Annotated in this window: 1 protein-coding gene; it reads left to right on the top strand. The window is 67.8% G+C overall.

Features of this window, described 5'->3' with window-relative positions; genetic code table 11:
* Positions 1-481, top strand: a 481-nt coding sequence (locus ABD297_RS23640; RefSeq protein WP_344257629.1) for an IS3 family transposase, incomplete at its 5' end; no start/stop codon positions are given.
* Positions 482-583 lie beyond the last annotated feature (102 nt).

Here is a 583-nt window from a genome sequence, read left to right as displayed (position 1 = left end):
GGACCTGCTCGAGCGGGACTTCACCGCTGCGGCGCCGAACCAGCGCTGGGTCGCCGACATCACCTACGTGGCTACGTGGACCGGGTTCGTGTACGTCGCGTTCGTCCTGGACCTGTTCTCTCGTCGCCTCGTCGGGTGGCGGGTGTCGAATAGCCTGCGGACCGACCTGGCCCTCGATGCGCTCGAGCAAGCACTGTGGCAGCGGCAACGCGAGGACCACGACGTCACGGGCGTGGTCCACCATTCGGACCGCGGCGTCCAGTACGTGGCCATCGCGTACAGCGAGCGGCTCGCCACAGCCGGCGCGGTCGCCTCGGTCGGATCCAAGGGTGATAGCTACGACAACGCAGCCGCGGAGTCCCTCAACGGCCTGTACAAGACCGAGCTCATCCGGCGCCGTGGCCCGTGGCGCGGCCTCGAGGAGGTCGAGTTCGCGACCATGGAATGGGTCGACTGGGTCAAGTCCCGGGTAGTGGTGTAGCGCTGCGTGATCCGTGGTGAAGGGGTCAGGCGGTCAAGGCCGGCAGGTCATCAGCTCCGATCTCTGGTTCGGTGTCGGGGACGAGGTTGACGCGGGAGCGGG

The sequence above is a fragment of the Terrabacter carboxydivorans genome (assembly GCF_039532035.1).
In the GTDB taxonomy this organism is placed as follows: Bacteria; Actinomycetota; Actinomycetes; order Actinomycetales; family Dermatophilaceae; genus Terrabacter; species Terrabacter carboxydivorans.
This window is presented reverse-complemented; position numbering and strand designations above follow the sequence as displayed.